Annotated in this window: 23 protein-coding genes and 1 pseudogene; 13 read left to right on the top strand and 11 right to left on the bottom strand. The window is 71.6% G+C overall.

Annotated features, from left to right (window positions below; genetic code table 11):
* Nucleotides 1-6: 6 nt before the first annotated feature.
* A complete protein-coding gene (locus tag J5X86_RS12730) occupies nt 7-603 on the bottom strand; it encodes a helix-turn-helix domain-containing protein (protein ID WP_208516850.1) in 597 nt (198 codons plus the stop codon).
* Nucleotides 604-693: 90 nt separating this feature from the next.
* Between J5X86_RS12730 and J5X86_RS12725 the strand changes: the two genes are divergently transcribed.
* Nucleotides 694-1,341: a bifunctional 2-polyprenyl-6-hydroxyphenol methylase/3-demethylubiquinol 3-O-methyltransferase UbiG gene (locus J5X86_RS12725; RefSeq protein WP_208516849.1), complete on the top strand. Its 648-nt coding sequence runs from the start codon at nt 694-696 to the stop codon at nt 1,339-1,341.
* A gap of 67 nt (nt 1,342-1,408) precedes the next feature.
* On the opposite strand, the gene J5X86_RS12720 is transcribed toward J5X86_RS12725, so the two are convergent.
* From J5X86_RS12720 to J5X86_RS12710, 3 genes are all read right to left on the bottom strand, one after another.
* Nucleotides 1,409-2,494: an acyltransferase family protein gene (locus J5X86_RS12720; RefSeq protein WP_208516848.1), complete on the bottom strand. Its 1,086-nt coding sequence runs from the start codon at nt 2,492-2,494 to the stop codon at nt 1,409-1,411.
* Nucleotides 2,495-2,665: 171 nt separating this feature from the next.
* On the bottom strand, nt 2,666-3,367 hold the full coding sequence (locus J5X86_RS12715) for a DAK2 domain-containing protein (RefSeq protein WP_208516847.1): 702 nt from the start codon (nt 3,365-3,367) through the stop codon (nt 2,666-2,668).
* 62 nt (nt 3,368-3,429) lie between these two features.
* Nucleotides 3,430-4,428, bottom strand: a complete 999-nt coding sequence (locus tag J5X86_RS12710; protein WP_208516846.1) for a dihydroxyacetone kinase subunit DhaK — start codon at nt 4,426-4,428, stop codon at nt 3,430-3,432.
* A 295-nt stretch (nt 4,429-4,723) separates the two neighbouring features.
* Here J5X86_RS12710 and J5X86_RS50630 point away from each other — a divergent pair.
* The 3 genes and pseudogenes from J5X86_RS50630 to J5X86_RS12700 all read left to right on the top strand — a co-directional run.
* Nucleotides 4,724-4,898, top strand: a pseudogene (locus tag J5X86_RS50630) (aminocyclopropane-1-carboxylate deaminase/D-cysteine desulfhydrase family protein); the annotation flags it as partial.
* Nucleotides 4,899-5,110: 212 nt separating this feature from the next.
* Nucleotides 5,111-5,908 carry an SDR family oxidoreductase gene (locus J5X86_RS12705; RefSeq protein WP_208517016.1) on the top strand — a complete coding sequence of 266 codons (798 nt, stop codon included), beginning with the start codon at nt 5,111-5,113 and terminating at the stop codon, nt 5,906-5,908.
* A 219-nt stretch (nt 5,909-6,127) separates the two neighbouring features.
* Nucleotides 6,128-7,300 (top strand): sialidase family protein, encoded by a 1,173-nt coding sequence (locus J5X86_RS12700; RefSeq protein WP_208516845.1) that lies wholly within the window; start codon nt 6,128-6,130, stop codon nt 7,298-7,300.
* A gap of 58 nt (nt 7,301-7,358) precedes the next feature.
* On the opposite strand, the gene J5X86_RS50625 is transcribed toward J5X86_RS12700, so the two are convergent.
* Complete coding sequence (locus tag J5X86_RS50625) at nt 7,359-7,640, bottom strand: hypothetical protein (RefSeq protein ID WP_243980160.1); 282 nt, start codon at nt 7,638-7,640, stop codon at nt 7,359-7,361.
* Here J5X86_RS50625 and J5X86_RS12695 point away from each other — a divergent pair.
* Together J5X86_RS12695 and J5X86_RS12690 are read left to right on the top strand one after the other, a co-directional pair.
* Complete coding sequence (locus tag J5X86_RS12695; RefSeq protein WP_308124527.1) at nt 7,623-8,348, top strand: carbon-nitrogen hydrolase family protein; 726 nt, start codon at nt 7,623-7,625, stop codon at nt 8,346-8,348. The two genes, J5X86_RS50625 and J5X86_RS12695, sit on opposite strands and share 18 nt — an antisense overlap.
* Nucleotides 8,349-8,626: 278 nt before the next feature.
* Entirely contained in the window at nt 8,627-10,645 is a 2,019-nt protein-coding gene (locus J5X86_RS12690) for a spermidine synthase (RefSeq protein WP_308124526.1), read from the top strand.
* A 73-nt stretch (nt 10,646-10,718) separates the two neighbouring features.
* Here the strand turns inward: J5X86_RS12690 and J5X86_RS12685 are convergent, their stop codons facing one another.
* Entirely contained in the window at nt 10,719-11,783 is a 1,065-nt protein-coding gene (locus J5X86_RS12685) for a hypothetical protein (protein ID WP_243980157.1), read from the bottom strand.
* Nucleotides 11,784-12,139: 356 nt separating this feature from the next.
* Entirely contained in the window at nt 12,140-13,108 is a 969-nt protein-coding gene (locus J5X86_RS12680; protein WP_208516841.1) for a D-2-hydroxyacid dehydrogenase family protein, read from the bottom strand.
* A gap of 297 nt (nt 13,109-13,405) precedes the next feature.
* Between J5X86_RS12680 and J5X86_RS12675 the strand changes: the two genes are divergently transcribed.
* On the top strand, nt 13,406-14,248 hold the full coding sequence (locus J5X86_RS12675; protein WP_208516840.1) for a prephenate dehydrogenase: 843 nt from the start codon (nt 13,406-13,408) through the stop codon (nt 14,246-14,248).
* Between the two features lie 8 nt (nt 14,249-14,256).
* On the opposite strand, the gene J5X86_RS12670 is transcribed toward J5X86_RS12675, so the two are convergent.
* The gene (locus tag J5X86_RS12670; RefSeq protein ID WP_014058093.1) at nt 14,257-14,949 is read right to left on the bottom strand and encodes a response regulator; all 693 of its coding nucleotides are present in this window, start codon (nt 14,947-14,949) and stop codon (nt 14,257-14,259) included.
* On the bottom strand, nt 14,946-16,634 hold the full coding sequence (locus J5X86_RS12665; RefSeq protein WP_208516839.1) for a sensor histidine kinase: 1,689 nt from the start codon (nt 16,632-16,634) through the stop codon (nt 14,946-14,948). Before J5X86_RS12665 ends, J5X86_RS12670 begins: the two co-directional genes overlap by 4 nt.
* Nucleotides 16,635-16,875: 241 nt before the next feature.
* Between J5X86_RS12665 and J5X86_RS12660 the strand changes: the two genes are divergently transcribed.
* Genes J5X86_RS12660 through J5X86_RS12650 form a run of 3 tightly spaced genes read left to right on the top strand, consistent with a single transcriptional unit; the run spans nt 16,876 to nt 19,632 of the window.
* Nucleotides 16,876-17,688 (top strand): ABC transporter ATP-binding protein, encoded by an 813-nt coding sequence (locus J5X86_RS12660; RefSeq protein ID WP_119984461.1) that lies wholly within the window; start codon nt 16,876-16,878, stop codon nt 17,686-17,688.
* The gene (locus tag J5X86_RS12655) at nt 17,681-18,553 is read left to right on the top strand and encodes an ABC transporter permease (RefSeq protein ID WP_078638423.1); all 873 of its coding nucleotides are present in this window, start codon (nt 17,681-17,683) and stop codon (nt 18,551-18,553) included. The genes J5X86_RS12660 and J5X86_RS12655 overlap by 8 nt, the downstream gene beginning before the upstream one ends.
* 50 nt (nt 18,554-18,603) lie before the next feature.
* Nucleotides 18,604-19,632: an ABC transporter substrate-binding protein gene (locus J5X86_RS12650; protein WP_208516838.1), complete on the top strand. Its 1,029-nt coding sequence runs from the start codon at nt 18,604-18,606 to the stop codon at nt 19,630-19,632.
* Between the two features lie 90 nt (nt 19,633-19,722).
* On the opposite strand, the gene J5X86_RS12645 is transcribed toward J5X86_RS12650, so the two are convergent.
* Complete coding sequence (locus J5X86_RS12645) at nt 19,723-20,835, bottom strand: galactosyldiacylglycerol synthase (protein WP_208516837.1); 1,113 nt, start codon at nt 20,833-20,835, stop codon at nt 19,723-19,725.
* A gap of 135 nt (nt 20,836-20,970) precedes the next feature.
* Between J5X86_RS12645 and J5X86_RS12640 the strand changes: the two genes are divergently transcribed.
* The 3 genes from J5X86_RS12640 to J5X86_RS12630 are packed head-to-tail and all read left to right on the top strand — an operon-like array spanning nt 20,971 to nt 23,480.
* A complete protein-coding gene (locus J5X86_RS12640) occupies nt 20,971-21,789 on the top strand; it encodes an SDR family oxidoreductase (protein WP_208516836.1) in 819 nt (272 codons plus the stop codon).
* A 6-nt stretch (nt 21,790-21,795) separates the two neighbouring features.
* Nucleotides 21,796-22,752: a DMT family transporter gene (locus J5X86_RS12635; protein WP_208516835.1), complete on the top strand. Its 957-nt coding sequence runs from the start codon at nt 21,796-21,798 to the stop codon at nt 22,750-22,752.
* Nucleotides 22,749-23,480 carry a polysaccharide deacetylase family protein gene (locus J5X86_RS12630; protein WP_208516834.1) on the top strand — a complete coding sequence of 244 codons (732 nt, stop codon included), beginning with the start codon at nt 22,749-22,751 and terminating at the stop codon, nt 23,478-23,480. Before J5X86_RS12635 ends, J5X86_RS12630 begins: the two co-directional genes overlap by 4 nt.
* Nucleotides 23,481-23,482: 2 nt before the next feature.
* On the opposite strand, the gene J5X86_RS12625 is transcribed toward J5X86_RS12630, so the two are convergent.
* Nucleotides 23,483-24,952 (bottom strand): lyase family protein, encoded by a 1,470-nt coding sequence (locus J5X86_RS12625; protein WP_243980155.1) that lies wholly within the window; start codon nt 24,950-24,952, stop codon nt 23,483-23,485.
* Nucleotides 24,953-25,035: the final 83 nt, after the last annotated feature.

Genomic DNA, 25,035 nt, shown 5'->3' with positions numbered 1-25,035 from the left:
GGCGGGTCAGGTACCGGCAGGGCGGGCGCGGACATGGATGCGCTCGCCCTGCGCCCCGAACAGGGAGAGGAACTCCACCGGCTGGTCCCCGGCGTTGGCGAAGCCATGGGGCGTACGGGTGTCGAATTCGGCGGCCTCACCGGACGTGAGCACCAGGTCGTGCTCACCCAGCGCCAGCCGTAGCCGCCCCGAGAGCACATAGAGCCACTCATAGCCCTCGTGCACCCGCTGCTCCAGCGGCTCATCGCGCACGCCCTGCGGCCGGGGCGGCATGATCTGCTTGTAGGCGTGCAGCCCGCCCAGATAGCGGGTCAGTGGAACGAACGTCTGGCCCTGTCGGGTGAACGGCCGCGGATGGACCCGGGGATCTCCGGTGGCGGGCGCCCCCACCAGCTCGTCCAGCTGCACTCCGTACGCCTTGGCCAGCGGCAGCATCAGCTCCAGGGTCGGCTTGCGCTGCCCCGATTCCAGTCGCGACAGGGTGCTCAGCGAGATCCCGGTCGTTTCGCTGAGCTGGGCCAGTGTGGTGCCACGGGTGCGCCGCAACGCCCGCAGCCGGGGTCCTACGGCGGTCAGTACCTCGGTGAGGTCTTCGTCAGCCATACCTTTCATTTGCTACCCCGGCAAAGAAGTTTGTCAAGTGGCCGCGGCCGTGTGCACTCTCTTGTCCGGAAAGAAGGGAGCGCATCTGACATGACCACCGACCCGCACACCATCTCGCCCGACACCTCGCCCGAGGAGTTCTGGGACACCTTCTACAGTGCCGAGGACCGCGTCTGGAGCGGCAGGCCCAACGCCGCTCTGGTGCGCGAGACCACCGGGCTGACTCCTGGCAGCGCGCTGGACCTCGGCTGCGGTGAGGGCGGCGACGCGATCTGGCTCGCCCGGCAGGGCTGGCGGGTCACCGCCGTCGACGTCTCACAGGTCGCGTTGGACCGCGCCGCCGGACACGCGGCGTCGGAAGGTGTCGGCGACCACATCGAGTGGCAGCGACACGACCTGTCCGAGTCCTTCCCGGCCGGCACCTTCGACCTTGTCTCCGCCTACTTCTTCCACTCCCGGCTGGAACTGCCCCGGGACCAGATCCTGCGCACCGCGGCGGCGGCCGTCGCACCGGGCGGCGTGCTGCTGATCACCGGACACGCCGCATTCCCGTCCTGGGCGCCGGACCCCGGTCCGGAGTTCCACTTCCCCACGCCCGAGGAGGTGCTCGCCGGGCTCGACCTCGCGGACGGGGAGTGGGACGTCCTCGTCAGCGATGTCCATGTGGAGAACATGACCGCTCCCGACGGACAGCCGGCCACCCGCACCGACAACACCCTCAAGGTCCGCCGCCGCTGACGGCAGAACCGCGTCCGGCTCGGGAACCGGCCCGCCCTCAGGAACCGGCCCCAGGAAACGGCCCGCCTCAGGAACCGGTGCGCCGGAAGGCCCAGTCCATGCGTGGCTCCAGCAGCGAGCGCAGGACCCGTCGCACCGGTCCCGTGCACAGCACGGTGATCATGAGCACCGCGGCCGCGGTGACGGCGAGCTCCCCGAGCGGGGTGTGCAGCCACGGATGGTCGTACCAGTCCCAGAAACGGGACGACTTGATGATGAAGCCGTGCAGCAGATAGCCGTACAGCGTCCCCGAACCGAGCGCGGTGAACCAGGTCCGGCGCCCCGGCACCCAGGCCAGGAAGCAGGCCGTCAGCACCAGCGCCAGACCGAAGAGGGCGGGCGTGGTGAGCAGACCGGCCCAGGACGGTACGCCGTCCAGCGCCGCCACGCTCTTGCGGTGGTAGAACCACTCCGCGTCCAGCCAGGGCGCCACCGCGTACGCCGTGCACAGGGCGAAGGCCGCCACCGGAAGGGCGATCAGCCGGGTCCGCCGGGTCCGCAGCCGGGTGAAGTGGCTCGGTCGCAAGGTGAGTCCGACCACGAAGAACGGCAGGAACGCCAGCACCCGCTGCAGGCCGAGATCCCCACCGGCCTCGGGCGAAATGGATGCCAGCGCGGCCACCGCAAGCGCGACCGGCACCGGGTGGCGCAGCGCGAGCCACAGCGGGGTGGTGATCCGCCAGATGAACAGCGCGGCCAGGAACCACATCACATACCAGGGGTCGAGCAGGCTGATCGGATAGTCCGGATCGTCCTGTGCCCAGCGGTAGAAGAGCGTGTACGCGACCTCGAAGACCACATACGGCACGACGACACCCGTGAGCAGCCGTTTCACCCGGCCCGGCGCCATATCGAAACTCCGCGAGAAGTAGCCCGATATGAGGGCGAACGCGGGCATGTGGAACGCGTACACCAGCAGGTAGATCGCGGTGGCCGCCCGGCTGTCGTAGGTGAGCGGCTCCCATGCGTGGCCACATGCCACCAGCACGATGGTGAGGTACTTCGCGTTGTCGAAGTACGGGTCGCGCGTCCGGCCGCCCGACGCGCCGCCCTCGCGCGGTCGTGGGACGACGGCCGGGGGTGTGGTCACACGGGTGTCGGTCTCCTGCTGCACAGCTTCTCCCGGACCCCTTCGATCGAGCCGACAGTCGAATCCTGGTCGTCTGCCCCGCTCTGCCCGTCCCATGCGGGCCCAGGACTCGGATCCCAGTACGTGCGGCCCGGCCGCGGCGTTCACCGGCGGGCGGCACGTGCGGGGATCCCCTCATGAGCTCGGCCTTCCTCCTCAGGACACGGGGAGCCGGCTCAGCGAGGTCAGCTCGGCGTGTGCGGAGGCGAACAGCAAAGCGACGGTCAGGGCGCCCGGGTCCGGGACGCCACGGGCGTGGTCGCCGGTATAGCTGGCACGCCCGCGCCGGGCGCGCAGATCGGTCGTGGACCGGGCGCCCCGATGGGCCGCCACCGCGGCCACATGGAGCGCGTACGCGGGGTCGGCGGTGGGTTCACAGGAGGCGAGGGCCCGCGCGGCGGGGACGAGGGCGTCCACCATCGTCTTGTCGCCCACCTCGGCCTCGCCGACCCGCTGGATCGCGGCCGTCCCCGCGGCGGTGCCCAGGGCCAGCGCGGCGGTCCCGGGCGGGTCGGCGGCCACCCCCAGCGCGTCGGCGAGCTCCTGGAAGAGCAGCCCGAACAGGGGACCGCTGGTGCCGCCGACATCGTCGAGGAAGACCCGCGCGGCGGCGTCGAGCGGCGCGTCCGGGCCCCTCCGCCCCCTCTCGCCGTTCCCCGCGCCCGCCGCCAGGGCGTCCAGCGCACGGCGGACACCGTCCATCCCGGTGACCAGATTGCCGCCGAAGTCCCCGTCGCCCGCCTTCTGGTCGAGCGCGGTGAGCTCGGGTTCCACGGAGCGTACGGTGGCGGCGAACCGCGTCAGCCAGTCCATGACGGCGGCGTGCGTAAGGCCCTTCGGGCCGGGCTGGTCGGACATGAGCGGGGCAACTCCTCGGGGCGGTGGCGGGGTCAGTGGCGGGTCGATGGGGCCGGACGGGATCACAGGGGCCAGGCGGGGGTGTGGGCGGGGGCGTCCCACAGCCGCAGCGCCTCCGCGTCGGTGGCGAACAGGGTCAGCGAGAAGCCCCGCATGTCCAGGGCGCTTACGAAGGTGCCGGTCAGGGACCGGTCGAGGCCGACACCGCGGTCGTCGAGGGCCTTGGCGACCGCGTGGCGGATGCCGTACAGCTCCAGCGAGGTGATCGAGCCCAGCCCGTTGACCAGGGCGAGCACCCGTGTCCCGGCGGTGTCGGGCAGCGCGGCCAGCAGCTGGTCCGTCATGGTCTCGACCAGCTTGCCGAGCGGTGCGTGCGGGGTGGTCCCCTCGGCCCGCTCGCCGTGGATGCCGACCCCGAACTCCAGGACGTTGTCGGGCAGGCCGAAGGCCGGTGCCCCGGAGGCCGGCGTGTTGTGGGCGGCCGAGGCGACGGCGAGGCTGCGGGCCCGTCGGGTCACATCGGTGCCGAGGGCGATCAGGTCCTCCAGGCCGCGCCCCTCGTCTGCGGCGGCCCCGAGGATCTTCTCGATGATCAGGGTGGCGCCGGTGCCGCGTCGGCCGACCGCGATGTCCTCGGAGTCGCTGGCGATGTCGTCGTCGATGAGGACACGTGCGCAGCGGATGCCCTCGTGGGCGAGGCGCTCGGCGGCGATGCTGAAGTTGATGCGGTCACCGGTGTAGTTCTTGACGATGTGCAGCACGCCATCGGGCCGGGCGACGGCCCGGCTGGCCTCGAAGATCTGCCGGTTGTGGGGCGAGGCGAAGATCCGTCCAGGGCAGGAGGCGTCCAGCATCCCCGTACCGAGGAAGCCGGAGTGCAGGGGTTCATGGCCGGAACCGCCTCCCGAGACCAGCCCGACGCGGCGGGTGGGTGCGCAGTGGCGGGTGCGGAAGTATCCGTGGTCGGGGTGGTAGGCGACGAGATCGGCATGGGCGGCGGAGAAGCCCGCGAGCGCGTCGGGAACGAGAGACTCGGGCGAGTCGCGGAAGTACTGGGGCATGAACTCGGCTCCCTGGGCGAGTGGGGCGGATGGGGTGGACTCGGCGGTCGAGCGCCGTCGCGGCGGCAGCGGTATGAGGGTTCAGGAACAGATCGTCTCCGCGACCCGGCGGCAGGGTGCTCAGGCTGGACAGCAGCGGGACTCCAACGGCCTACAGGCATACGCCGGTCGTGTGCAGAAGGGGAGGCATTGGGGAGGTTCCGGCTCGTGTGCCGGCGGGGAGCGGCGGGGCAGGGATCGGCGGACATCCGGCACCACCCATGCGGCATCCGGCACCACCCATGAGGAGTCACCCATGTCCCTCGATGACTTCGAGCGCCATCCCCTGCTGTTCGGTCCCGCCAGGTCCACCCCCTGGACCGGCTGAGCGAGCGTCTGGGCGGGGCGCGCGTCTCGGCGGGGCGAGCGTCTGGGCCAAGCGCGAGGACTGCAACAGCGGACTGGCCTTCGGCGGCGACAAGACCCGCAAGCCGGGGCCTCCGACCATCCGCGACGCTGCCACCTTCGCCCCTGAGGCGCCCCTGGTCCGTCCCCCCCGGCCCCTCCCGCTGGTCGGAAAGGAGGCGTGAAAGGAGAAACGCGACGATGGGCGGCCTCCGCCGGGGTACCCGACGTACGGCCCGGGCCACGCGGCCCCGTGGCCTCCCCACCCCCGCGAGACCAGGGAGCCAGGGTGACGGACATGAACACCGGGAACGACCGGCAGACCGGAAACGCCGCGCCCCCCGACGGCCCGCTGTCGGGCTGCGCGGCGCTGGTGACCGGCGCGTCCAGCGGCATCGGAGCGGCCACCGCCCTGGCGCTGGCCCGGCAGGGAGCCGATCTCGCACTGGTGGCCCGGCGCACCGATCGGCTGGAGGACCTGGCCGCCACCCTCCGGAAGGAGGGCCGCTCCTGCGCCGTCCTCACCGCCGATCTGCGGAGCGCGGCGCAGGCCCGTCAGTGCGTCGAGGACGCGGCGGAGCAGTGCGGACGGCTCGATGTGCTGGTGAACAACGCCGGCTATGTGGCCACCGGCACGGTCGAGGAGAGCGACCCCGAGGCATGGGAGCGGATGATCGACCTCAACGTCGAGGCCGTACTGCACACCTCCCGGCAGGCGCTGCCGCATCTGCTGCGGACGGCGTCCGACGGCCCGCGCGGGGTGGCGGACCTGGTGAACGTCAGCTCGGTGGGCGGCCGGGTGGCGCGGCCCGGCAACAGCGTCTACTCGGCCACCAAACACGCGGTGGGCGCCTTCAGCGAGGCCATGCGCCAGGAGGTGACCGCCCGCGGTGTCCGGGTGGGGCTGGTCGAGCCGGGCATGACCGTCACCGAGATGACCGCCGGCAACAGGACGGCCTCCGTCGCACGCGGCATGGCGCGCGAGTCCTGGCTGCACCCCGAGGACATCGCCCGCGCGATCGCCTTCATGGTCGTCCAGCCCGCGCATGCCGCCGTCAACGAGATCATGGTGCGCCCCACCGCCCAGGAGCACTGACCCGGCTGCCCCAGCCACCCCGTCCGCCCCGTTACGACACGGCGTAACGGGGCGGAAGCGCGTGCCGACCTCGGCCCGGCTTGGCTCTCGTCAGGCCCCGCTCGGCCCTCGCGGAAGCGTGCGCAAGGGATTTACAACGTTGGAAATTCTCTTTAACGTTGCGCCACGCACGGCCCGGGCCGCTCTTCCCCCTCCACCACTCCTCCCGAGGGAGCGTGCATGACCACGCTGTACCGAAGACACCTCCTGCCCACTCTGCTGACTCTCCTGACCGTCCTGGGCTCGCTCCTGGCCGTCCAGGCGCCCCCGGCCGCGGCCGCCTCCGGCACCCTGCTGCGCGACGGCACCGGCCTCTACCCCCGCGCCCTGCGGCTCGCGCACAACGGCGCCGCCAACGGCCGCGTCCTCGCTTCGGTGGTCACCTTCCGCGGCTCGGACGGGATCGGCGCCATCTACGAGAGCACCGACGACGGCGCCACCTTCCGCCAGGTGGGCGAGGTGGCCGACCCCGAGGCGTCGGGCGGACAGGGCGAATGCTGCGCCACCTTGTACGAACTGCCGCAGGCGGTCGGCGGCATGCCCGCCGGGACCCTGCTGTGGTCCGCCTCCATCGGCCAGGACGAGCCGGACCGCCGGATGGCCATCCGCGTCTTCCGCAGCAATGACCAGGGCCGTACCTGGTCCTATCTGTCCACCGTGGCCACCGCGCCCAGCACCAAGGGGCTGTGGGAGCCGGAGTTCTCCATCGATTCCAGTGGGCGCCTGGTGGCCCACTACTCGGACGAGACCGACCCCGCCCACAGCCAGAAGCTGATCGCCGCCCGCAGCGCGGACGGGATCACCTGGGAGGGGCACCACGCCACCGTCGCCAGCAACCTCGCCTCCGACCGGCCCGGTATGCCCATCGTGCGCAAGCTCCCCGACGGGCAGTACTTCATGGCATACGAGATCTGCGCCGCCCAGGGGCAGTACTCATGCGTGGTCCACTACCGGACCTCGCAGGACGGCTGGAACTGGGGCGACCCCGCTCACCTCGGCTACCGTCCCGAAACCGCCGACGGCAAGTACTTCACCCATACGCCGAACCTCGCCTGGGCCCCCGAGGCCGGCAACCCCCGGGGCAAGCTGTTCCTCATCGGCCAGGTCCTGAACAACGCCGACGGCAGCACCGCCGCCGGCAGCGGTGCCACCGTGTGGACCAACAGCAACGGTGGCACCGGGGCGTGGCGTTCGATCCCCGCACCGGTGCGGGTGGACTCCAAGGTGGTCGACTGGTGCCCCAACTACAGCTCGGCGCTGCTGCCCTCGGCGGACGGCAGCCGTGTGCTGGAGATCGCCACGGACTACGTGGGCACCGTGTGCAAGCCCTTCTTCGCCACCGCGGGGAGCTGACCGGGTGAACGATCGGGTGAACGCGCGCTGACCGAAGCGGTGTTCACCCGGCCCCGGATTACCCGTCCGGCCGTTCGGGGCCGGTGCCCAGCATGGTGCGTACGACCGTCTCCACCAGGGCACCGGCCTCGGCGCGCGTCCGCGTGCCGAGCCGTTCGTCGAGCAGAAGTGTGCTCAGTCCGTGAACGAGCGACCAGGTGCCGGTGGACCGGGCCGATGTGCGCCGGGCCGCGGGGCCGCTCCTGGGCGACCTTTTCCACCAGACCGCCGGGCGGCCGCGGCCGGCGCGCGGATCGTCGTCTGGTCGGAGAACGCCGCGCGGGTGGCCGACGAAGACCACGGCGCGTACCTGCGGCAGGCGTCGGCGGCAGCGGAGGCGAACAACGTCCATCTCCTGGTGGCCGATCTGACGTATCTGCCGGACGCCCCCCACGGCAGGGACGAGACGCATCTCTTCGGCCCGGATGGCACAAAGCTGTGGGGCTACGAAAAGGCACGGCCCATTCCCGGGCTCGAGATCTACACGCCCGGCGATGGCCGCGTCCCCGTCATCGACACCCCGTACGGCCGGCTGGCGAACCTCATCTGCTACGACGCCGACTTCCCGGCAGCCACCCACATCGACGCCGACATCGTCTTCGTTCCCGGCGGGGACTGGCCCGAGATGGGGCGCACCCACACCGCCATGGCCGGGCCGCGCGCGATCGAGAACGGCTACGCGCTGGTCCGGCAGGACTTCAACGGCCAGTCCGGGGCCCACGACGCCACCGGACGGCTGCTGTCCACGAAGGACACCACCACCGACTCGGGCATCTGGTACGCCGACGTTCCCACCCATGGCTCGCCCACCCCTACTCCCGCACGGGCGACCTCATCTCCTGGGGCGTACTCGCCGCCACCGTGGCCGCGGCGACGGTTCTCACCGTGCGCTCGCGGCACCGCCCCGCTCCGCGGATTCCTTCCGCCTCCTCCGCGCGGGCGTCCGGCGTTGGCCCGGGCAGGTGACGGACACCGCCCGGACCATGACCCGAACGCCGTACGGCGGTGACCCGGGCAGCGGGCCCGGGCCACGTGCCGCGGCGTGGCCACCACACACCGCGCGGCCGGTGCACCGCACCCCATGCCACCCGGCTGACCTGCGCGAATGACCTCGGTAGGGGAGAGGTGGCGAGGTGGCGCGCGGACGGAAGGCGAGTGGCCGGGGCCGCTTCCCGCTGCTCCGGATGCCCGCCATCCGGCCGACGGCACGGGCCGTGTGGGTGCTCGACCTGCCCCGTCGCGGATGACAGCGTGGCCGACATGGAGCACAGCCCAGGACCGCAAAACGTGCGCGCGAGGCTGCTGCTGGCCAGCGCCACCATGCTCTTCGTCGAGCTCGCGCTGATCCGGTGGACCGGCGCCAATATCGTCCATCTGAGCTATTTCTCGAACTTCATCCTCTTGGGCTCGTTCCTCGGGATCGGCCTGGGATTCCTCATGCCCGCCGGCCGCGGGAAGTGGCTCACTCGCTGGGCGCCCGTCCCGCTCGCCGTTCTCGTCGTCTTGGTGCGCGAGTTCCCCGTGCAGGTGCGGCAGACCAGCGGCGAGGTCATCTACTTCACCGCCGTGAAGACCACCGGTCTGCCCCAGTGGGTGACCCTGCCGGTGCTCTTCGGACTGACCGCGCTGATCATGATGGCGATCGGGAAGATGACGGCCGATCAGTTCCGTCAGCTGCCCTCGCTGGAGGCTTACCGCTACGACCTGCTCGGCTCGCTCACCGGCTCGGTGTCCTTCGCGCTGCTGTCCTGGCTGCGCGCACCGTCGGTGGTGTGGGGCGTGCTCGCCGCGGTGGCATTGCTGACCCTCGGCGGCCGCCGCAACACCATCCGGTATACGGTCCCGCTCGCCTTGATGGTGGCCGTCCTGGCGCTGGAGACGGCGGCCAGCGGCATCTCCTGGTCCCCGTACTACAAGATCGAGGTGACCAGGCCGACCTCCGGCAGCCGGGACTACAAGATCTCCGCCAATGGCGTACCGCACCAGTCCATCGCACCGCTCAAGGTGCTCGGACGCCCGGGCTCCCCGTACGAGCAGCCCTACCGCGAAACCCCGAGGAACTCCCACCGCCGGGTGCTGGTCATCGGCGCCGGCAACGGCAACGACGTGGCGATGGCGCTCGCCCACGGCGCCCAGCGGGTGGACGCGGTGGAGATCGACCCCCGGCTGCAGGAGATCGGTGCGTCACTGCACCCGGCCCGGCCCTACGCCAACCCCCGGGTGCACGTGCACATCAACGACGGCCGGGCCTTCCTCGAACGCACCAAAACCCGCTACGACCTGGTCGTCCTCGCCCTGCCGGACTCCCTGACCCTGGTCTCGGGCGCCAGCAACCTGCGCCTGGAGAGCTATCTGTTCACCCGGCAGGCATTCGAGGCGGCTCACCGCCACCTCGCCCCCGGCGGCGCGTTCGCCATGTACAACTACTACCGGCAGAACTGGCTCATCGACCGGTTCGGCTCCACGCTCACCTCCGTCTTCGGACACGCCCCCTGCATCACCCACTACGGAGGCAAGAAGGCGGCCATCCTGGTGGCCGGTGTCACCTCGAGCAACCAGTCATGCACCGCCTCCGCCTGGCGCCCCTCGGGCCCGGTGCCCCCGGCCGCCAGTGACGACCATCCGTTCCCGTATCTGCTGCACCGCACCATCCCCACCCTCTACATCGGGGTCCTGGGCGCGATCCTGCTGGTGACCCTGGTGTCCGTACGGCTGACCGGGGTCCGGCTGCGGCGCACCGCCCGCTATGTCGACATGTTCCTGCTCGGCGCGGCGTTCATGCTGCTGGAGACCAAGAACGTGATCGGCTTCGCCCTCTACTTCGGCACCACGTGGCTGGTCAACGCCATGGTCTTCGCGGGGGTGCTGGTCGCCGTGCTGTGCGCGGTGGAGGTCCGGCGCAGGCTGCGCCGGGTCAATCAGCTCGTGCTGCAGCTGATGCTCTTCGCCAGCCTCGCGATCGCCTGGCTGATCCCGTCCCATCTGGTGCTGGGACTGCCCTTCGCCCCTCGGCTGGCCGCCGCGATCGCGCTGGCCTTCGCCCCCATCTTCTGCGCCAACCTCATCTTCTCCGACCGGCTGGCGGCGACCTCCGACCCCACGGCGGCCTTCGGCGCCAACCTGCTGGGCTCCCTGTTCGGCGGCACCCTGGAGTATCTGGCCCTGCTCACGGGCTATCAGGCGCTGCTGCTGGTCGTGGCGGTGCTGTACGTGGGTGCCTGTGTCGCCATGCGCTTCACCCGCCGCGGCTCCGGCGACGTCACCAGCCATGAACCACTCACCGTGCAGACGGCGCCACGCCCCTGAGCGTCCCTCTCCCAGCCGCCCCCGGCCGCCTTCCGGCCGGGGGCGGCCGCGTCGGTGGCGCGCGCCGCCGCTCTCACTCGAACATGACGTAATCCGGGCGTGGCCGCAGGGCCAGCACCTCTTCCGGGGTCATCAGCCGGCTCCCCTCGGCGTCCTCCTCGTAGAAGAGCTTGAAGCCGGTGCGCACGCCCTCGGGCTGGTCCTTGACCAACTGCCGCCAGGTGTCCCGCTTCATCCCCGGCGATCCGATGCCGTCCGCGCTCTTGATGACCACCACACCGGGCTGCGGGCGCAGCGCGGACTGCTCGCTGACGACGGACACGGCCACCTGGTGGAAGACCAGCGGCTTCTGCGGCAGATCGTGTTCGTCGATGATCCCGGAGAGATAGCGGGCCACATCGGTGAGCTCCTTGCCGCTGGTGTGGCCGTAGGTGTCCCCCGGAACCTCGCCCGGACCCATCTCCCACTCCGGGTCCAGGGCTATGCCGACATCGGGATGGACGAGCCATTCGCGCAACGCCTTGACCTCGCCGAGTACCGACGCCCGGCCCGGCTGGATGTTCAGCAGCAGCAGGGCGCGATGGCGCTTGGCCGCGTCGTGGAAGCGGCGGATCGTGTCGGGGGAGGTGCGCGAGCGGTAGGTGCCGTCGGGGCCCGCGCTGCTGTTGGCGACGGTCGCGAGGAGTTCGAGTACCGGTTGCGGTTCGCGGTCCGCCGCGTAGGCGCGGGCGGTCTTCTCGATCTGACGCACCTGGTCGTCGAGGTCCCCGATGCCGAGCCGGCCGAGCGCGGCGGCGCCGGGCAGTCCGCAGTAGCCCACCAGGCGGTAGCGGGACAGGTCCCGGCCGCCCCGGGGCAGCTCCGGCCGCGGCTTCGGGGTGGGGGAGGCGGAACTCTTTGATGGAGTGGCGGACGGGGTGGCGGACGGGGAGCGCTCCGCCTTGCCGGAGCCTTGCGGGCCCGCTCCGGAGGGCGAACCGGCCGACTCCTCACCGCAGCCGGCGAGCAGGCCGATCCCGGCCGCCGCGGCCACCGAGAGCATGCCGCGCCGGGTCGGTGGCGGTGTTCCCGATCCGCCGCCGCCGTCGCCGTGCCGCAGGGCGTCCTGCCCGGCCGATGCCCTGTCGGTTGCCGGCATTCCGGGTGTGCTGTGAGCCACGTTCCCTCCGTCCGCGGTGCCGGGTCGGTGGACCGGGCACCGGTCTGTTGTGCGGGCCGATGGGTTGTCCGTGCCAGGCAGCCTGTCCGGTATGACGAAGGCGAAACGGAATAGTGTCCACCGGGCGGAGGGCATGCGTCGCTTTCAGCCCGGGAAGACGACCGGTGATTCGGGGTGGGAGGTTCGAACGAGGGCGGCCGGGCCACCGATGGGCCCAACGTGCCCTGGGATAAGCCCCTTTGACGCCGCTCGCGGTCGAATCGCGCCCTGGCCCGGCCGCCGGTCCCCGCGGGTGCCGGAGCGGGGCGGAACCGGAGGATGCCGCTCGGGAGCGGTCAGGCGGGCGGGCTCAGCCGGCGCATCGGCGCACCCTCCAGATAGGCGCGGATGTCCTCCACCACATCGCCGTAGAACCGCTCGTAGTTGCCTCGGGTGACATAGCCGAGGTGCGGGGTGGCCAGCAGATTCGGCAGGGTACGGAACGGATCGCCCGGCGGCAGCGGCTCCCGTTCGAACACATCGACCGCCGCGCCCGCGATCCAGCCGTCCCGCAGCGCCTCCGCGAGCGCCGCCTGGTCCACGATCGCCGCGCGGGAGGTGTTCACCAGAAGCGCCGTGGGACGCATCCGCCTCAGTTCCGCCGCGCCCAGCAGCCCCCGGGTGCGGTCGCTGAGCACCAGATGCACCGAGACGATGTCGCTGGTCTCCAACAGCTCCTCCTTGGAGCCGGCCGGCCGCACCCCCTCCGCCTCCGCGCGCTCGGCCGTCAGATTCTCGCTCCAGGCGGCCACCTCCATGCCGAAGGCCCGGCCGACCCGCGCCACCTGGGCGCCGATCCGTCCCAGCCCCAGCAACCCCAGACGGCGGCCGTACAGATCGGTGCCGACGGTGCTCTGCCATGGGCCGCCGTCCCGCAGCGCCGTGCTCTCCGGCACCACATGGCGGGCGAGCCCCAGGATCAGCGCCCAGGTGAGCTCGGTGGTCGGTTGCGAGCCGCCGCCCGTGCCGCACACGGTGACACCATGGCGGGCGGCGGCTTCCAGGTCGACCGACGCGTTGCGCATCCCCGTGGTCACCAGCAGCCTCAGCCGTGGGAGCCGGGCGAACAGCGATGCGGGGAAGGGCGTGCGCTCCCGCATGATGACCACGATCTCGCAGTCCCCGATCGCCTCGGCCACCGCGTCCTCATCGGCGATGTACTCATGGACCGGCACTACGTCCACCGCGTCGAGCACACCGGACCAGTCGGCCGCCGACAGCGCCGCGTCCTGATAGTCGTCGAGCACGGCGCAGCGCAGCTTCATGGGACTACCTCTGTTTCCTCGGACGGGTACGGTGTTTCTACCACCCGTGTGAAGCCACCCCGAAAACTGGGGCCTGACACGTCGTCACCGCGTTTGCGGCGCCACCCTTCCGGATGACATCGGCGGTGCGGTCGCGGTGTGACAGGCGTGTGTTTTCACCGAAAGTTGGCCTCTCAAGGGGTGCTGAGACACGTGTGGTTGTTTTGCGTAGTGGCACACAGGGCACCGCACCGTCTGAACAGCAGGCATAATCACAGCTGCGATGGGCGCAGACGCCCAGAAAGGGGACGAAGTGAAGTGAACGCGTTGAGCGCGGACAGCAGTGTGGGTTCGACCATTGAGGTACTGGAGGCCGAACTCCCTCAACTGCAGAAGCAACAGGAGGCACTCAAGGGTGATTTGGAGGCCGTCACCAAGCGGCTGGAGGCGGTCAGCACCGCCCTGAGCAGCCTGCAGACGCTCTCCATCGCCACGGTGTCGGAGCAGGCCGTGGACGGCGCCCCGGTGGCGGTGGCGAAGCCCGTGGCCGAGGCCACCCCGGCCGAGCCGGCCGCGGAGCCGGCCACCGAGGCCACGGCCGAGACCGAGCCGGAGTCCGCCGAGGACACGGCCTCCACCGGCCGTACCTCCGCCGCCACGCGCAAGGCGGCCATCGGCCGTCAGCGCAGCAGGGGCAAGGCGGCCAAGGCACCGGCCACCGGACGGGCCACCAAGACGGCGGGCAAGAAGACCGCCGCCGCCAAGAAGACCGCCGCGAAGGCCGTGGCGAAGGCTCCCAAGGCCACCAAGGCCACGGTGAAGGCCACTACCAAGGCCACCACCAAGGCCACCGCGAAGCCCGCCAAGGCCACCAAGGTCGCCGCCGAGAAGCCGGCGGAGAAGGCCACCAAGGCTGCGGAGAAGGCCACCAAGGAGACGGTCGCCACCTCCGAGCGCTCCACGGGGCTCGCCGACAGCGTGCTGGCCGCGCTGCGCAAGGCCGGCCGTCCCATGCGGGCCTCCGAGGTCAACGATGCCCTGGGCCGCGACGAGACCCGCACCAATGTGAACTCGGTGCGCAACACCCTCGAGCGGCTGCGTTCCTCGGACCGGGCCCAGCGTTCCGGCCGTGGCCTGTACGAGGCCTCGGCCACCAGCTGAGGGTGCCGTCAGTTCACCGCCACCCATGTGTAGCGGTGTTCGGGACGGCCGGTGTCCCCGTACTTGAGGGTGAGGCTGATGCGGCCCGCATGTTCGAGGTACTTCAGATAGCGCTGGGCCGTGGAGCGGCTGATACCGGTGCGCTCCGCCACTTCGTGGGCGGAGAGCGGCTGGTCGGCCTGGTCCAGGACCCGCCGTATGAGGTCGACGGTGGGCGCGGAGTGGCCTTTGGGGAGGGCGGGGCCGGAAGTGTCGGCGGCTGCGAAGGCGCCGAAGATCCGGTCCACCCTCTCCTGGCCGGTCTCGCCGCGCCCGCCGACGCCTTCGAGGGTGCGGCGCAGCCCCGCGTAGCCGTCCAGCTTGGCCCGCAGCCCGGCGAAGCTGAACGGCTTGACCAGGTACTGCAGTGCGCCATGGCGCATGGCGGCCTGGACGGTGGCCACATCACAGGCGGCCGTCACCATGATGACGTCGGCGTGGTGGCCGAGCTGGCGCATCCGCCGCACCAGGGTCAGCCCGGTCTCGTCCGGCAGATAGTGGTCGAGCAGGACGAGGTCGACCGGGGTGCGTTCGAGGGTCGCGAGGGCCTGGGCGGCGGTATGGGCGCGGGCGGTGACCCGGTAGCCGGGCACCTGGGCCACATACGCGGCGTTGATCTCGGCGACGTGGAAGTCGTCGTCCACGACAAGAACGTCAATCATCGTGACTCTCCTGCTGCGGTGAACTCATGAGTGGGTGTGTCGTCCCCGGTGAGGGCCTCGGGCAGGACGACGGTGAACACCGCCCCGCCACCCGCCCGGGCGGTGACCCGGGCCATGCCCCCGTATCGCTCGGCCAGCCGCCGTACCAGGGCCAGTCCGATGCCCCGGCCGCGCGGCGACACCGTGGCGAACCCCTCATGGGCATCGGGTCGGGCGTCCCGGGAGCCGGGGCGGGCGGGCCGCTTGGTGGACCAGCCCTCGGTGAAGATCTGTTCGCGCATCCCCGGTGGCACCCCCGGACCGGTGTCGCTCACCCGCAGTACGGCGGTGGTGCCCTCGGCCCTCAACTCGACCTCGATGAACGGGGTGGGGGAGGGGTGTGCGGCCACCGCGTCCAGCGCGTTGTCGACGAGGTTGCCGAGCACGGTCACCAGATCGCGCGGATCGACCACCCGCCCGGGCAGCAGGGTCGCGGGCGAGATACGCAGAGCCACGCCGCGCTCGGCCACGATGGCCGACTTGCCGACCAGCAGCGCCGACAGCAGCGGATCGTGCACCCGTTCGGAGATCTGCTCGGCCGAGGCACGCCGGGCGTTGGTGAGCTCGGCCACGAACTGTGCCGCGCGTTCGTGCAGTCCAAGCTCCAGCAGCCCCAGCAGGGTGTGCAGCCGGTTGGCGTGTTCGTGGTCCTGGGCGCGCAGCGCGTCCAGCAGCCCGCGGGTGCTGTCCAGCTCGCGGCCCAGCAACTCCAGCTCGGTGCGGTCGCGCAGGGTCGCCACCGCCCCGCCGTCCTCGGTCGGCATACGGTTGGCCACCAGCACCCGGGCGCCGCTGACCGTCAGCAGATCCGCCCCGTCCACCCGCCCCGCCAGCACATCGGTGGTACGGCCCGGTGGCAGTGACTCCTCCAGGGTGCGCCCGGTGGCGTCCGGGCGGATCCCGAGCAGCCGCCCGGCCTCGTCGTTGATCAGGCGGATCCGGCCGTGCCGGTCGAAGGCCACGACGCCTTCGCGGATGCCGTGCAGCATCGCCTCCCGCTCGTCCAGCAGCGCCGAGATGTCGGCGAACGCGACACCGTGCGTACGGCGGCGCAGTTGGCGCGAGACGGCGATCGCCGCCAGGACACCCACCCCGAGCGCCGCCCCCGCGTACAGCAGCAGCCGGGGCACCGCCGCCAGCAGCTGGTCGCGCACGCTGCCGTAGCCGATGCCCACCGACACCGCCCCGACGATCCGTCCGTCCCCGGAGTGCAGCGGCACCTTGGCGCGGGCCGAGCGGCCGAGCGTCCCCACGTCGATCTGCAGGACCTCCCGGCCCGAGAGCGCCTCGCCCGGATCGGTGGAGACGTGTTCGCCGATCCGGGCGGTGGTGGTGTGCGACCAGCGCACACCCCGGGAGTCCATCACCACGATGTACAGCGCTCCGGTGGCCCGGCGGATCCGTTCGGCCGCCCGCTGCACCGGACCCGAGGGGGTGGGCTCGGTGGCGGCGAGGTCCCGCGCGATGTCCGGATCGGCCGCGGTGGTCTGGGCGATGGCGAGCGCCTGGTGCATCGCCTGGTTGTCGATCTCGGAGCTGAGCGGGGCCAGGAACAGCGCGGTCGCCAGCACCATCACCCCGGCGGTGATGGAAAGCTGCGCGGCGAGCACCTGGCCGGAGACACGCCGGGGCCATCGGATGCGCATGATGGGCCCCCTGTCTCCCGTCTCGCTCATCCCGTGTGGTCCCATGCGCGAGCGGTAGTACTTCGTCCGTTTATGGTGCTGTGAACGCACCGTAAAGGCGCCCGGGGCGTATGCCCAGTCTCCGTGGCGTTTTCGTTGCCAGGGCGCGAGCAAAACGAGCAGAACGCGGTTTGTGGGCGCAACAGCGGGTTGTGCCCAGAAGACTGCCGCTGTGGCCCAGGTCACTTCTAGCCTCCCGGCCATGAGCAGCCACACCAGCCCCGCCATCGAGCTGCGGGGAACGAGCAAGGCGTTCCGGACACCGTCCGGGGCCCTCCACACCGCGGTCAGGGATCTCGACCTGACGGTTGGGCACGGTGAGTTCGTCGCCGTCGTCGGGCCCACCGGTTGCGGAAAGTCCACGACACTGACGCTGGTCAGCGGGTTGGAGGAGCCCACCGAGGGCGAGGTCCTGGTGGCCGGTGAACCGGTCCGCGGCATCGCCTCCAACGTCGGCTTCGTCTTCCAGCAGGACGCGGTGTTCCCCTGGCGCAGCGTGCTGTCGAATGTGATGGCCGGCCCGCGTTTTCGCGGTGTGCCCAAGCAGGAGGCGAAGGAACGGGCCCGTGAGTGGCTGGCCCGGGTCGGCCTCTCCTCCTTCGAGGACCGCTATCCGCATCAGCTGTCGGGCGGTCAGCGCAAACGCGTGGCGCTCGCGTCGACCTTCGTCAACGACCCCGAGATCCTGCTCATGGACGAGCCGTTCTCGGCGCTCGATGTGCAGACCCGTGCGCTGATGTCGGACGAGCTGCTGGAGCTGTGGGCGGGGACCGGCGCCTGCGTCGTCTTCGTCACCCACGACCTGGAGGAGTCCATCGCCCTGGCCGACAAGGTCGTCGTGATGACGGCCGGACCGGCCACCGTCAAGGAGGTCTTCGAGATCGATCTGCCCCGGCCCCGCAAGGTCGAGTCGGTGCGGCTGGAGCCGCGGTTCGTGGAGATCTACCGGGAGATCTGGTCCTCGCTCGGCGAAGAGGTCCGCATCACCCGTGAGAGGGGTGCCGTCGATGCCTGAGACCATGTCCGCCACGGCCGCGCCCGCCCTCGACAAGACACCCGGTACGCGCACCAGGGCCCGGGCACGCGCCGCCCGCAACCGCGCGATCCTCGTCCAGACCAGCCGCGCACTGGTGCTCCTCGGTGTCATCGGGCTGTGGGAATGGCTGGCCCGCGCCGCCGTCATCGACCCCTTCAACTTCTCGATGCCCTCCAAGATCTGGGACCAGCTCAAGCAGTGGGCGCTGCACGGCACCGCGCAGGGCTCGCTGTGGGAGCAGATCTGGTACACGCTCTACGAGGCGCTCCTGGGCTGGGGCATCGGCGTCGTGGCCGGTGTGGTCCTGGGGATCGCGTTCGGCCGGGTCGCCTTCCTCGCCGATGTGCTCGGCCCGTACATCAAGGTGCTCAACGCGCTGCCGCGCATCGTCCTCGCGCCCATCTTCCTGATCTGGTTCGGCCTCGGCCCGGCCTCGAAGGTCGCCTCGGCCGTCGTCCTGGTCTTCTTCCCCGTCTTCTTCAACGCCTTCCAGGGCGCCCGGGAGGTCGACCGCAACCTGGTGGCCAACTCCCGGATCCTCGGCGCGAGCAACCGCCAGGTCACCCTCCAGGTGGTGATCCCCTCCGCCACCTCGTGGATCTTCACCAGCCTCCATGTCAGCTTCGGTTTCGCCCTGATCGGCGCCATCGTCGGCGAGTACATCGGCGCCACCAAGGGGCTCGGCCTGCTGGTGTCCTCCTCGCAGGGCACCTTCAACGCCGCCGGTGTGTACGCCGCCATGGTGATCCTCGCCGTGGTGGCCCTGCTCGCCGAGGGGCTGCTGACCTTCCTGGAGAAGCGGCTCTTCCGCTGGAAGCCCGCCCAGCCCGGCGAAGACCGCTGAGCCCCCGCCTTCTTCTTCCCAGCTCATCACCGCTCACAAGGACGTGACCCATGCGCAGCAGTGCCAAGTTCTCCGCGGCCGCGGTCGCCGCGGCGCTCGCTCTGACCAGCCTCACCGCCTGCGGCGGTGACTCCAGCTCCGGCGGCGAGAACGGCAAGGTCAAGATCATGGTGGGTGGCCTGGACAAGGTCATCTACATGCCCGCGATGCTCACCCAGCGGCTCGGCTACTTCAAGGCGGAGGGCCTCGAGGTCCAGTTGCTCACCGAGCCCGCCGGGGTGCAGGCCACCACCTCACTGATCGCGGGCGATGTCCAGGGCGTCGTCGGCTTCTACGACCACACCCTCGATCTGCAGGTCAAGGGCAAGCAGGTGGAGTCCGTCGTCCAGCTCGCCCAGGCCCCCGGTGAGGTCGAGGTGGTGTCCAACAAGGCGGCGGACGAGATGGCGTCCCCCAAGGACTTCAAGGGCAAGAAGCTCGGTGTCACCGGTCTGGGCTCCTCCACGGACTTCCTGACCAAGTACCTCGCGGTCGACAGCGGCGTGAAGACCAGCGAGTTCACCCCGGTGGCGGTCGGCGCGGGCCAGACCTTCATCTCGGCCCTCAAGCAGGGCTCCATCCAGGGCGGTATGACGACCGATCCCACGGTCGCCCAGATCGTGGACCAGAAGATCGGCAAGGTCCTGATCGACATGCGCACACCCGAGGGATCCAAGCAGGCGCTCGGCGGTCTGTACCCCTCCTCCTCGCTCTACATGAACACCGACTGGGTGAACGGCCACAAGGACACGGTGCAGAAGATGGCCAACGCCTTCGTGAAGACCCTGAAGTGGATGTCCACCCACTCGGCCGAGGACATCGCCGCCAAGATGCCGAGCGACTACGCGCAGGGCGGTGCGAAGCTCTACGTGGAGGCCATCAAGAGCACCCTGCCGATGTTCACCAAGGACGGGGTGATGCCGGCGGACGGCCCGGCGACGGTCGAGCGCGTCCTCAAGGCGTTCAACCCCAACCTGAAGAACGCCACGGTGGATCTGAAGAAGACCTACACCACCGAGTTCGTCAAGAAGGCGGGCTAGGGGCCCCGAGGGCCGAAATCCGAAGGGCGCAGCCTCCCCGCACCCTTCGCACAGCGCAGCGGCTTCGAAGCAGCCCAGCCTTCGACGGGCTCAGCCCGACGCCGCCGTCCGCGCGACCGCCCCGGTCAGCCGGACGGCGGCGTCGTCGGCGAACAGCCGGCGGCCCGCCGCGATACGGCGCTCCCGCCACGCGGAGGGCTCGGTGAGCGCGTCGAGCAGCCGCAGCAGCTCCCACGAGTCCCGCGCATGGTCCGAGAGCCCCAGCGCGGCCATCCGCCGGACGCCCTCGCGGCCATGGCCCGGGATGGGGCGGTAGCCGATCACGGGCACCCCGGTGGCCAGCGCCTCCAGTGCGGTCTGACCGGCCGCGTTGTCCACCACGGCCCGTACGGCGGCCAGCAGACCGGGCATGTCCCGTTCCCAGCCGAAGGCCGCCACATCCGGCCGGCGCGACAGCTCGGCGCGCAGCCGCTCGTCCCGGCCGCACAGCACCACCGGCAGATACCCCGCCCCGGCCACCAGCCGCGCCGTGTCCACCACCCGTGTCCCGGCGCCCCACGCTCCCACGGACAGCAGCACCGGCGGCCTCCCGGGCGCGAGCGCACACAAATGCCGCCGCCACCGCGCCGCCCCCGGCGCCGGGGCGAAGAAGCGCGGCGCCACCACGGGTCCGGTGGCCACCGACGGACGGCCCAGCGCCCGGCGCACCGTGTCCGCGGCCTCCGGGGTGACACACAGATGCAGATCGTTGCCCGGGTGCAGCCACTGGCGGTGCACCGCGAAATCGGTCACCACGACCGCGCTGGGCACCCCCAGGGCCCCGCGCGCCCGGAGCCTGCCGGTCAGCTGCGCGGCCAGATGGAACACCGGCACGACGACGTCCGGCCGCTCCCGCTCCACCAGCGCCAGCAGCCGGTCCTCGGCGAGCGCGGCCAGCGGGGCGCTGCCCGGCCGGGGGCCTCTGCCGGGGCGGAAGAACGCCCGGTAGATGCCCTCGTACACCACCGGGGCACGGCGGATGGTCGTCCGATAGAACGAACGCAGCCCCGCCCCGATCCGGTGTGGCAGCAACTCCAGCACATCCACCCGGCCGGCCCCCTGGCCCAGGTCCTCCAGCCTGCGCACCAGCTCGGCGGCGACCGCGTCGTGTCCGGCCCCCATCCCGGCGCTCACAACGAGAAAACGTGCCGACGGCTGGTGCATGACCACCTCCGATGGTGCGAGGCGCGGCTCCTCATGGCTCACTGGAGGTATCCGCTCCGCACGCCGTCAAACCGCGCGCCCGACGGCCGGTGACCCAGGGCCAGCGGCCGGTCGGCGGCGAGACAGGGAGATGCCATGATCCGCCCCCTCCCGGACGCACCCCTCGATCGCGGCCACGTGCGGGACACCGGGTACGCCGCCACCACCGGGACCAGGGTCGCGCTGGTGACCGGTGCCTCCTCGGGCATCGGCGCCGCCATCGCCGACCGGATCGCGGCCGAGGGCGGCTGGCGGCTGCTGGTCAGCGGCCGCCACCGGGAACGGCTCGACCGCGTGGCCGCCAGGACATCGGCGCTCGCCTTCCCCGTCGACCTGGCCGCGCCGGAGGGCCCGGAGGCGCTCGTCCAGGACGCCCTCCGTGCCGCCGGACGGGTGGATCTGCTGGTCGCGGGTGCGGGCGTGGGCTGGGCCGGCCCCTTCGCCACCATGCCGCCCGCCGCCATCGACCAGGTGATCCGCGTCGATCTGCTCGCCGCGATGCGCCTGGTGCGCATGGTCGTCCCCCGGATGGAGGCCGAGCGGCGGGGACACATCGTGCTGATCGGCTCGGTGGCCGGGACTGTCGGGGTGCGCGGCGAGGCGGTGTACTCCGCGGCCAAGGCGGCGCTCGGCGTGTTCGCCGACGCCCTGCGCTACGAGCTGACCCGGGCCGGGGTGCGGGTCACCCATGTGGTCCCCGGCGTGGTGGACACCCCGTTCTTCGCCAGGCGCGGCGCCCCCTACGCCCGCCGGCTGCCGCGTCCGCTGCCGCCCGAGCGGGTCGCCGACGCGGTCTGGGACGCCGTCGAGCGTGGGCGGGACGAGGTGTACGTACCGGCCTGGATGCGGCTGCCCGCGGTGGCCCGCGCCGTGGCCCCCGGCCTGTATCACCGGTTGGCCTCACGCTTTGGGTGACCCCCGGTGAGCGTCGTGGTGGTGTTGCTGGCCCTGCTGTCCGCCCTGGGCAACGGCATGGCCTCGGTGCTGCAGCGGCGGGCCGCGATGGACCAGGTCGGGGAGGAGCGGGGCGCCCCGGGTCCGAAGCGGAACCTACTGCGGCTGGCGCGGCTGCTGCGCCGCCCGTACTGGCTGGCCGGGCTGGCCGCGATGATGGTGTCGGCGGCGGCGCAGGTGGGCGCGCTGGCGGTCGGCCGGCTCTCCGTGGTCCAGCCACTGCTGGTCAGCGAGCTGCTGTTCACCCTGGTGGTCGGCAGTCTGGTCTTCCGCCACCGCCCGGACGGCCGGACCTGGCTGTCGTTCGTGATGCTCGCCGCCGGGCTCGCGCTCTTCCTGGTGGCGGCCGATCCCTCACATGGCGAGACCACGGCGCAGAACGGCGAGTGGCTGCCCGTGGGCGTGGTGGTGGCCATCGCCGTGGGCGTCCTGATCGCGGTGGCCCGTGCGCTGCGCGGGCCCGCGCGCGCCGTCGCCCTCGGAAGCGCCACCGCCGCCTGTTTCGCCTGCACGGCGGCGCTGATCAAGGAGTTGACCGGGCGGTTCGCCGGTGGGGTGGTGGCGGTGTTCACCGACTGGCCGCTGTACGCGGTGTGTGTCGTAGGGCTGCTGAGCTTCCTGCTGCTGCAGAGCACCCTGCGCGCGGGCACCCTGGCAGCCTCGCAGCCCGCGCTCACCCTCGGCGACGCCCTGGTCAGCATCGCGCTGGGCTGGGTGCTGTTCGGCGAGCGCGTCGACCTGGGGCTGCACATCGTGCCCGAGGTGGCCGGCATCCTGCTGATGGCGGCCGGCATCGTGGGGCTGACCCGCTCGCCTGCCATGTGCGGCGGCTGGGACCAGGCAGTCCCCGAGCCGCCGCGGCAGGCCGGGACACCGCTCCCCGGACGGCGGCGGAGCCCGGACGGCGGTGAGGGAACACCATGAGCGCGCGCCACCGCTCCGGTGTCCTGGTGCGCAACGCGGCGCTGCTGGCCGCGACCGCGCATATCGCACCGGCCGGCACCTGGCTGCCCGGGCCCCGGCGCGCCCTCTTCCCCGCCCTGGCGGGCCGCGGACGCTGCGACCATGTGGCCCTCACCTTCGACGACGGACCCGATCCGCGCACCACACCGCGCTTCCTCCGGGTGCTGGACGAGCTGGGCGTCCGGGCCACCTTCTTCGTCCTGGGGGACGGGGTCACGCGCTTCCCGCACACCACGCTGGAAATCGTCCGCCGGGGCCATGAGCTCGCCGTCCACGGCTGGACCCACAGCCGCCCCTGGCTTCCCACGGTGTCCCGGGACGTCACGGAGGTCGCCCGTGCCGCCCGCGCGATACGGCTGGCCACCGGCGTGGCACCGCTGTGGTACCGGCCGCCGTACGGCATCCTCACCGGCGGCCGCTGGCTGGCGGCGGCACGGGCCGGGCTCACCCCCGTCCTCTGGTCGGCCTGGGGGCGCGACTGGTCCGCGAACGCCACCGCGCGGTCGGTGTCCGCCGCCGTACGGCGCGATCTGTGCGGCGGTGCCACCGTTGTGCTGCATGACACCGACCGCGCCGCGGCCACGGGCTGCTGGCGCGCCACGCTGGCCGCGCTGCCCGCGGTGGTGGAGGAATGCCGGGCCGCGGGTCTGGAGGTGGGGCCGTTGGCCGAGCACGGGATACGGCGATGAGGTCAGCCGTCGCGAAGGCGGGCCATCTTCCGGGGGTCCACGATGCGGTCGAAGTCCTCGGCGCTGATGTGGCCGCTGGCGATGGCCGCCTCGCGCAGGGTCGTCCCCTCGGCGGCGGCCTTGTGGGCGATCTCGCCGGCCTTGTCGTGGCCGATCTCCGGGGACAGCGCGGTGACCAGCGTCAGCGAGCGGGCGAGATGCTCGTCGATCCGCTCGCGGTTCAGCTCGATGCCCTCGACGCAGTACTCGCGCAGCCTCTCGCAGGCGTCGGCGAGGATGCGGGCGGAGTGCAGGAAGTCGCTGATGACCAGCGGCCGTGCCGCGTTGAGCTGGAAGTTGCCCCGGGTGCCCGCGTGTGCGACGGCACTGTCGTCGGAGAGCACCTGGGTGCACACCATCATCATGGCCTCGCACTGGGTCGGGTTGACCTTGCCGGGCATGCTGGAGCTGCCGGGCTCGTTGGCGGGCAGTGTGAGCTCCCCGAGCCCGGAGCGAGGGCCGGAAGCGAGCCAGCGGAGATCGTCGGCGATCTTCATCAGGGGGACGGCGAGGCCCCGCAGCCCGGCGGAGGCGGCCACCATGGTGTCCACACCGCTCTGGGCCGCGAAGGAGTTGGATGCCACTTTGAACGGATGCCCGGTGGCCCCGGCGATCTCCCGGGCCACCGCCGGTCCGAACCCTTCGGGGGCGCCCAGCCCGGTGCCGACCGCGGTGCCGCCGATGGCGAGCTGGTACAGATCCGGCAGGGTGGCGCGCAGCCGCTCCAGCGCGTCGGAGAGCTGGGCGGCGTAGCCGGACCACTCCTGTCCCACCGAGAGCGGAACCGCGTCCTGAAGATGAGTGCGGCCGGTCTTGACGATGTCGTACCAGGCGCGGGACTTGGCGGCGATGGCCTCCTGGAGGAGGCTGACCTGCGGCAGCAGGGGGTCGTGCAGGATGCGCACCGCGGCGATGTGCATGGCCGTGGGGAAAGTGTCGTTGGCGGACTGGCCCAGATTCACGTGGTCGTCGGGGTGCACCGGGTCCTTGCTGCCGAGGACGCCGCCGACCAGCTGGATCGCGCGATTGCTGATGACCTCGTTGACGTTCATATTGGTCTGGGTGCCGGAGCCGGCCTGCCACACATACAGCGGGAAGTGGTCGTCCAGCGCACCGGAGATCACCTCGTCGGCCACATGCGCGATCAGATCGGCCTGCCACCCCGCCAGCCGCCCCTCCCGGCCGTTGACCAGCGCGGCGGCCTTCTTGATATAGCCGTAGGCGTGGTAGACCGCCTTGGGCATACGGTCGTCACCGATCGCGAAGTGGACCAGGGCCCGCTCGGTCTGGGCGCCCCAGTAGCGGTCGGCGGGAACCTCGACGGTCCCCAGCGCGTCCGTCTCCCGCCGGGTGCCGGTGGCGTCGATGCGGGTGGGGAGGTCCCGCACCCTCGGGGTGCCCTGGGCGCCCCGGCGCCTGTGGGGCGTGTTCATCGCGTGCTCTCCCAGACGGACGGCAGCCCATCCATACGCACACTCCGCATCACCGCTGTTGCCCTCCCCGCCAGTGTCGCTCC

The organism is Streptomyces sp. NEAU-YJ-81, assembly GCF_017592595.1.
Lineage (GTDB): Bacteria > Actinomycetota > Actinomycetes > Streptomycetales > Streptomycetaceae > Streptomyces > Streptomyces hygroscopicus_B.
Note: the sequence above shows the minus strand (reverse complement) of the source record. Positions and strands in the feature narration are given on the sequence as shown.

What these genes read in the sequence shown, in the direction of transcription:
- J5X86_RS12640 (WP_208516836.1), top strand. Translation starts at nt 20,971, where the DNA reads ATGATCCGCCCCCTCCCGGACGCACCCCTCGATCGCGGCCACGTGCGG.
- J5X86_RS12650 (WP_208516838.1), top strand. Translation starts at nt 18,604, where the DNA reads ATGCGCAGCAGTGCCAAGTTCTCCGCGGCCGCGGTCGCCGCGGCGCTC.
- J5X86_RS12665 (WP_208516839.1), bottom strand. Translation starts at nt 16,634, where the DNA reads ATGCGCATCCGATGGCCCCGGCGTGTCTCCGGCCAGGTGCTCGCCGCG.
- J5X86_RS12655 (WP_078638423.1), top strand. Translation starts at nt 17,681, where the DNA reads ATGCCTGAGACCATGTCCGCCACGGCCGCGCCCGCCCTCGACAAGACA.
- J5X86_RS12630 (WP_208516834.1), top strand. Translation starts at nt 22,749, where the DNA reads ATGAGCGCGCGCCACCGCTCCGGTGTCCTGGTGCGCAACGCGGCGCTG.
- J5X86_RS12660 (WP_119984461.1), top strand. Translation starts at nt 16,876, where the DNA reads ATGAGCAGCCACACCAGCCCCGCCATCGAGCTGCGGGGAACGAGCAAG.
- J5X86_RS12725 (WP_208516849.1), top strand. Translation starts at nt 694, where the DNA reads ATGACCACCGACCCGCACACCATCTCGCCCGACACCTCGCCCGAGGAG.
- J5X86_RS12680 (WP_208516841.1), bottom strand. Translation starts at nt 13,108, where the DNA reads ATGAAGCTGCGCTGCGCCGTGCTCGACGACTATCAGGACGCGGCGCTG.
- J5X86_RS12685 (WP_243980157.1), bottom strand. Translation starts at nt 11,783, where the DNA reads ATGCCGGCAACCGACAGGGCATCGGCCGGGCAGGACGCCCTGCGGCAC.
- J5X86_RS12645 (WP_208516837.1), bottom strand. Translation starts at nt 20,835, where the DNA reads ATGCACCAGCCGTCGGCACGTTTTCTCGTTGTGAGCGCCGGGATGGGG.
- J5X86_RS12670 (WP_014058093.1), bottom strand. Translation starts at nt 14,949, where the DNA reads ATGATTGACGTTCTTGTCGTGGACGACGACTTCCACGTCGCCGAGATC.
- J5X86_RS12705 (WP_208517016.1), top strand. Translation starts at nt 5,111, where the DNA reads ATGAACACCGGGAACGACCGGCAGACCGGAAACGCCGCGCCCCCCGAC.
- J5X86_RS12730 (WP_208516850.1), bottom strand. Translation starts at nt 603, where the DNA reads ATGGCTGACGAAGACCTCACCGAGGTACTGACCGCCGTAGGACCCCGG.
- J5X86_RS12700 (WP_208516845.1), top strand. Translation starts at nt 6,128, where the DNA reads ATGACCACGCTGTACCGAAGACACCTCCTGCCCACTCTGCTGACTCTC.
- J5X86_RS12625 (WP_243980155.1), bottom strand. Translation starts at nt 24,952, where the DNA reads ATGAACACGCCCCACAGGCGCCGGGGCGCCCAGGGCACCCCGAGGGTG.
- J5X86_RS12715 (WP_208516847.1), bottom strand. Translation starts at nt 3,367, where the DNA reads ATGTCCGACCAGCCCGGCCCGAAGGGCCTTACGCACGCCGCCGTCATG.
- J5X86_RS12710 (WP_208516846.1), bottom strand. Translation starts at nt 4,428, where the DNA reads ATGCCCCAGTACTTCCGCGACTCGCCCGAGTCTCTCGTTCCCGACGCG.